Here is a 7,051-nt window from a genome sequence, read left to right as displayed (position 1 = left end):
TACATCTGATACATCTGATACATCTGATACATCTGATACATCTGATACATCTGATACATCTGATACATCTGATACATCTGATACATCTGATACATCTAGCATATTATTAGTTGAGTTTTTCCCTAGGCTGGAATTGATAGCTGTTACGTCGTTTGTAGAAAATTGATAGTTTTTGCTGATAGTTCTTTCTTTAATAGGTGGATCACCAAATTGAATAATGTAATTTGCATCAGTCACTGCCTTAATCGTTGCTAGACCAAATTTATGATGTCTGACTTGATCACCTATACTTAATTTACGTTGAGCTATTACTTCTCCTGATGAATGCGAAAACTCTTTAAGCAATGAGTCGATAAATTTTTGAGGTAGATGTGACGGTTCATTTAATAAGCTTCTATCAAAGTCAAATAAGAATCGTGAAGGGAGTTTATTCGATCCCCTTTCTGTAAGGCCTTCAGATTCAGTGATATACAATAAGTCTTCAGCACGTGTAAAAGCAACATAAGCTAATCTACGATCTTCTTCTAATTTGATTCTATCTGAAAGAGATTTTGCATTTGGTAAAGATCCATCATTAAAATGAGGTAGAAATACAGCTTTAAACTCTAAGCCTTTAGAAGAGTGGATGGTCATAATTTGGATTTCATCTTTTTCTTCATCTTCATCAGTTTCACGGGTATGTTCATTAAGCATATCAATATATTCTGTTAATGAAACATCTTGTTGCCTACGAATTTCTAACTGTAAAATTGAATCAATTAAATCTTCCACATTAATAATGCGTTGTTCATTAGTCCCTTCTCGTAAATAATTTAAATAACCTGATGCTCTTAGGATGTCGTGTACTAATGTTGAAAGTTTTACAGAAAACTTTCTGCTTCGTATAAAATCAATAACTTCGATATATTCTCGGGCAGAAGTTGTATTAAAGTCGGGATCATTGATATGTTCTAAATGCTTTAGTGCCTGATAGTAACTGCATAATTTTAAATCCGCATTATGTTTAATTTTTTTGAGTAAAACTTCTCCGACCCTCCGTTTAGGTTCTTTAATGCTTTTTACAAATGAGTCATTACAATCTTCTTCTAACATTTTAATATAGGCAATTGCGGTCTGAATTTCTTTTTTTGCATAGAACTTTATACCATCAGCGATGGTATATGGAAATCCAGCTTTAACAAAAGCACTTTCAATTGGTTTTTTAGAGCGATGAGAACGAACAATAATAGCGATATTTTTCCATGAATATGGAATTTTCTCACCTTTATGCTCATATGTTTTTTCTTTCTTAATTTTATTAATTTCATCAACAATAAATTGAATTTCTTGCTTATCTTTTTTACAGTGAAAATGTGTGACATCTTCACCTTTACCACGTTTAGGGATACTCGATTTATCAAGTCGAATTTCATTTTTAGCAATAATTTGATTAGAAACTTCAACTATTTGCTGAGTAGATCGATAATTCTCATAAAGTTGTAAATCTATGGCATCAGGATAGTTTTTATTAAAGTCTAAGAAAACAGAAATGTCTCCACCCTTGAATGAATAAATAGATTGATCAGGGTCACCTACAACAAAAAGATTATGATGTTTACCTGCTAAATAAGAAATTAAAGCATTTTCACGCCAACTGCTATCTTGAAATTCATCCACCATAATATATTCAAGACGAGTTTGCCATTTATCTAATACATAAGAATCTGTGGAAAAAAGATGCAATGTGAATTCAAGCAAATCAAAAAAGTCATAATTTGCATATTCTACTTGTCGAGCTAAATAATGCCCTAAAACATCAGAATAGCGTGAGATCTCATCAGCTAAATAGCGATAATTTGGTTCTGATAATAAGGTGTGTAATTGGTTATTAAAATTTAAAACATTTTCAGCATAAGTATATTGACTTAATCCCGTCATTTTATGGATATAAGACGTTGTCGATTTATATAAAAATAATGCTTTTTGTAAGAGTTTTAGTTCTCCATCTTTTATGGTCAGCTTTAACTCTTTGTAAATATCTCTGAAAGTTTTTTCTAACTTATTATCATCAATAATCTCAAATTCTTTTTTCAGATGTAGGCGATGAGCATCTTCACGGATAACTTTATAACAAAATCCGTGGTATGTACTAATTAGAGCGCCGTCTAGGTTGGTAGCACTGATATCTCTGATCCGTTTTTTCATCTCATCAGCGGCTTTACGAGTAAAAGTAATGCATAGAATATTGTCAGGGCTTATACCATCAATATCGGTTAGATAAAGGTATCGACTAACCAACGCACGAGTTTTACCTGAACCAGCTCCAGCTGTTAAACGAATATACCCTTCAGTGGTTTCAACAGCTTTGCGCTGTGAGTTATTGAGTTCTTCTAAAAAGTTAGTATTCATTTTTATTTCTCCACTAAAGAGGTATTAACAAAAGTATTCAATAAAGCCTCTAATTCTTCAAAATGAATAGATTTTTGCATAGCCATAAGGCGAGTAATTTTCATTTTTCCATTACGATAAATTTTTACACTGGTATCGATATTATCTTTTTGGATAAAGAGTTGAAGTTCATATTCAAGAGATCTAGTTGATAGTAGTTGAAAGCCATTCTGATTTAATTTACTTTGGATTTCAGCTATTAAGTTATCGAAAGGGTTTTGAGGATCAAAGGACTTATTATTAACAAGGCAATTAATTAGATAAGCATACTTTTTTGACCGTGTTAAAGCTGTATAGGTCCACTTAAATCCGTTTAATGTTTTTAAGTCATTTTGAGGGCGAGCTAAATTAATATATACCTTATCCCATTCACCGCCTTGGGCTTTATGACAAGTCATAGCATAGCCAAAACGTAGATATAAGGCATTTATATAAGGATCATTTTGAATGGCTTGCTTATATTCAAGAGTTCCACGTTGTAAGTGAGGGTAGCGTTGTTTAAAGTGAATAACTAATGCTTGAAGCTCTTTAGTAGAAGTTTCATTTTCTTCATTCCAAATTTTGTGATGTAAAATTTTACATTTGATGCTAGAAAATGAATCTTCTTTTCTTAATTCAATATCCTGAAATTCTAAAGTGATAGGAAGAGGATTTTCTTGTTTTTGAGGAACATTAATCGTAAAACTTTCTATAACTCCAAAATTTTCAATGATAAGAAAATCACCATTGTATAAGTATTGAGAATTTACCCAAGAGTTTTTCATTAAAATAAGACGTTCTTTTTTCTCTAATTTTTTAGGGTTTAGGTTTAGAAGTCCTCTAAATTTAAGATTAATGCTATGTACATCTTTATTGGTATAAGATAAAAATATTGAGTTATTGCCATACACCCATAGATATTTTTCTAAAGCATCATCCATATTTAAATGATGAATTTCATCATGATCTAGATCAATTGGCAGTTGTAAAAAGTCTTTATTTTCTAGTTTATCCCTTAAGGCTGTTGCTGATTTCAAAATAGCACTGTCTTTAAGTTGGCGATGCACTTCGTTTAAGTGTATATGTTCTATATTGTTTGTCTCAAAATGCTGTTTTAAATAATCTATATTGAGTACTTCAGCCTGCGATACATTAATGGGTGGAAGTTGGCATGGATCACCAACGAGGATTAGTTTACGGTTTGAATTTGATAAATCTAAATAATCAGTTAAATCCTTAAATAGATTTCCAGAGCCAAATTGGAGAAAGTCTTTTTCACTCGTTGCTTCATGTGAAAGCATGGAGGCCTCATCAATAATGATTACAGCATTGTCTTCTACTTTTTCTTCTACTACTGAAAATTTTAAAATTTCAGGAATCTCTTGAGCCGATTCATCAACTTTTTTATATAAAAAAGAATGAATAGTAGTCGGAGATATTTCAGTCACCTCAAACACATGGTTTTGTAAATTGTGTGCTGCTCTACCAGTTGGCGCTAGTAAGTAATATTCTAATTGTTGGTTAATTAGATACGTTACAATTTCTTTGATTAGCGAAGTCTTTCCAGTTCCTGCACTGCCAGTAATAAGCAGTGCTTTTGAAGTAGTTGATGTCAAAAAATCGCTTATCTGATTTTGAATATGCATGTTCTTAATTTTTCAAATGAAGTTTCGAATTAGTTTATGGTTAACGGTATATTTTGACTAGTCGTTAACTCATTATTAGAAAAAAACAGCACCTATTAAGAAGGAAAATATTACAAGAAGGCTAATCATAATTATTTTTGTTGGGTTAATTGTCTGTTTAGAGTTCGGTTCTGCTGATGAAGGAATGGAGGGAGGCCTAAAACAGAACGTGTTACAGAAATATCCGTATATAGAGCTGTTGAAGCAGCAATTAAGCCATCATGGGCTGGAAAAGCATACCTTGGGTATTCCTTTGGAAAACCTGTAATTCTTAACTGAATAAGATTAGGATATTTATTTGATAAACGGTCTAAATCTAAGCCAAGCTCTTGGAGCTGTTGTGTTGACCAATCAATAATAATTACGTCTGCACTTTCTAAGTTCTTAAACAGTAAATCTAAGCTATCCTGTGCCGTCCAATCTGTAACTAGACAATGTTTAGACCGAGCAAATACAGCATGTGTATAGTGATCAATTTCAGAGTATTTATCTTTGAAATAAGTGACATTCACTCCTTGATCTGCTAATAGCAGTGAGCAAAGTATGCCTGAATAATTACGACTTATATCAACAACACTAATCTTATGCAAAATGGTCATTTATCTTTCACGATGAAATTCAATGCTCAGCATCTGCCAAAAAGACTAGAAATGCATTGATAAATGTTAAGGTCGATTTAAAGTTTTAGCGGATAACCAGCCACGGAGGGTGGACCTAAAACTATGTGTGGTAATTACTCGATTTTGCTTTGGATCGATATAGTTTAAGCTTCTGCTCATGCATTCGTTTGCTCAGTATCGTCTATGACATATCGGAAAGCATTTCACTAATAGGTGGTACAGGGAAATGCAATCTTGTTCTTGATGTAAGGGAACAAAGCTCCTTCTCTCTTGAATGTCATTGAGAAAAATTTTAACCCATCAAAAAATGTATAAAAGGGTAATGGGTCAAGATTGGGTAAATTTGAATTGCTTTAAAAAAAAGTTATATAAAACAAAATTTTATTGATATGGTTCAACTGACGCCATCTCCACCAAATTTTTGTTATAAAAGCATTACTTAAAAAAGGCGTTGTCACAAAATTTGGCACAAATTATAAAATCTATAAGATTCTATTAGATTTTAATTATTTGATAAATAATAAATTAAACCTAGATAGAATCTATTAAAAAGTTATTTACAGAGTTCGAATCTCACCGCTTCCGCCAAATATTTAAAAGACCCTTAAATTTTTAAGGGTCTTTTTTTTGCTTTGATTTTGTCTCACTTACTCTATATAAAATTTTAAAAATAAAGCTATATAAGCCCTAAAATAAAGTGCTGATATGATTTGCTAAAATAATTTGCTTGGTTTGATTGAATTTTTTATATGAATGCTCAGGAGCAGGAAAAGCTCTGATTAACAGCTCAGGATTAAGATTTAGAGGCTTTTAAAATGTCTTGATAATGATCTTAAACTGAGCCCATGGACAGAATACATTTTATTTGACTACTATATTGAATGACCTGTATGGATTGTTAATGGTCAAACTTGTCAGAGACAAATTAGTCAAAGCATTGAAGAACCACATGTCCATTGGTGGATTAGTCAACTGTAGGGCTTTGGGTTGTTGATATGTCAGCTTAGATGAGTTGGATGAGCTGAGTACATTTATTTTTATAACCACAGGATTTAGCAATATCCGTACTTTTACAGCATGTTGTCTTACTATCATGTTGCATCCTATGGATTGCTTTTATACTTACCTTTACAACTAATGTGTAGAAAAAAACTCTACACAAAATTATTGAACATCTGTCTATAACGTACATTTAACTTTAAGCGAAGGAGCGAATTTACTGGATTAGATTCAACGTGCTTTGTAGGTTTATAATAGCTCGCATGAATAACCATGCTAGAAATCATTTTTTAAGAGTGGCAAGGTATCGTAGAAAGACCTTTTATTATAAGCGAATAGGTCTTAGTTTGATTTAAATGGATGCACTATGCTCTGAGTGATCATTATTTATCTTTAATGATTTCGTCACCAATCCAGTTTAAAAAATGGTTCACTTTGAGAATGTTCTCATGGGTACGTGGATAAACTAAGTGGTGTGCAGATATGGGTACGGATAAGTCATCATGAAAGACTTTGACAAGTTTTCCTGAATCTAGATAATTTTGGGTAAGTAAATTGCTTTCAAGAACGAATCCAAGCCCATGAGTTGCAGCTTCAAGCGACATGTATGAGCGATCAAAACTAAAAGTATAAGGAAATTCAGGAATACTCAGCCCTTGGTGTGCAAACCATTGAGGCCATGTCACGAGAGTAGACTTTGACAAAATTAATTCTTTTTTTAGTAGATCTTTAGGCTCAGATACTGGACTACGTTCAAGTAGTTTTGGGGAGGCAAGAACTTCTAATTTTTCACTTCGAAAAGTTCTAATTTCGACACCTGTCCAATTTGGAATACCATGACGAATATCAATATCAATTTTATCACGCGTAAAATGAAGGTTTTCATAAGAGCAAGATAAATTCACTTGAATGAGAGGATATTGTTCTTTAAATGATTCTAATCTTGGCAATAACCACAGAAGTCCAAAGCTAGGTGATGAATGGATATATAAACTATCTTTTGGGCTTTTATCTGATGCTTGTTCAGTCGCTAACATCAAATTATGCAAGATAGTGGTGACATCTTGATAATAACGTTCACCTGAAGGCGTTAAGGTCACTCCTCGTGCGCCTCTTATAAATAAGCTTTGACCAATCATTTCTTCTAGTTTTGCTATTTGATGACTGACAGCAGATGGTGTGAGATTCAAAACTTCTGCCGCTTTTGCCACATTTCCTAATCGAGCAGTTTGCTCAAACGCTTGTAAGGTTTTTATTGCAGGTACCTGATTGTAATTTTTTTTACTATTGTTCATTTAAAATTCCATTTTTCTTTCGAATACAAACTAAAAATATCATAGG

General features: G+C 32.5%; 4 protein-coding genes and 1 pseudogene. All 5 read right to left on the bottom strand.

Features of this window, described 5'->3' with window-relative positions; translation table 11 throughout:
• On the bottom strand, positions 1-2,388 hold a 2,388-nt coding region (locus tag ACG9ZL_RS17445), incomplete at its 3' end, for an ATP-dependent helicase (protein WP_419360939.1).
• Between the two features lie 2 nt (positions 2,389-2,390).
• Positions 2,391-4,052, bottom strand: a complete 1,662-nt coding sequence (locus tag ACG9ZL_RS17440; protein WP_419360937.1) for an ATP-dependent DNA helicase — start codon at positions 4,050-4,052, stop codon at positions 2,391-2,393.
• 131 nt (positions 4,053-4,183) lie between these two features.
• Positions 4,184-4,690 (bottom strand): CoA transferase, encoded by a 507-nt coding sequence (locus tag ACG9ZL_RS17435; RefSeq protein WP_419360936.1) that lies wholly within the window; start codon positions 4,688-4,690, stop codon positions 4,184-4,186.
• An 81-nt stretch (positions 4,691-4,771) separates the two neighbouring features.
• Positions 4,772-4,937: pseudogene (locus ACG9ZL_RS17430) on the bottom strand (tyrosine-type recombinase/integrase); the annotation flags it as partial.
• A 1,156-nt stretch (positions 4,938-6,093) separates the two neighbouring features.
• Complete coding sequence (locus tag ACG9ZL_RS17425) at positions 6,094-7,005, bottom strand: LysR substrate-binding domain-containing protein (RefSeq protein ID WP_419360934.1); 912 nt, start codon at positions 7,003-7,005, stop codon at positions 6,094-6,096.
• Positions 7,006-7,051: the final 46 nt, after the last annotated feature.

It is taken from the genome of Acinetobacter legionensis, from assembly GCF_048551735.1.
In the GTDB taxonomy this organism is placed as follows: domain Bacteria; phylum Pseudomonadota; class Gammaproteobacteria; order Pseudomonadales; family Moraxellaceae; genus Acinetobacter.
Note: the sequence above shows the minus strand (reverse complement) of the source record. Positions and strands in the feature narration are given on the sequence as shown.

What these genes read in the sequence shown, in the direction of transcription:
- ACG9ZL_RS17440 (WP_419360937.1), bottom strand. Translation starts at nt 4,052, where the DNA reads ATGCATATTCAAAATCAGATAAGCGATTTTTTGACATCAACTACTTCA.
- ACG9ZL_RS17425 (WP_419360934.1), bottom strand. Translation starts at nt 7,005, where the DNA reads ATGAACAATAGTAAAAAAAATTACAATCAGGTACCTGCAATAAAAACC.
- ACG9ZL_RS17435 (WP_419360936.1), bottom strand. Translation starts at nt 4,690, where the DNA reads ATGACCATTTTGCATAAGATTAGTGTTGTTGATATAAGTCGTAATTAT.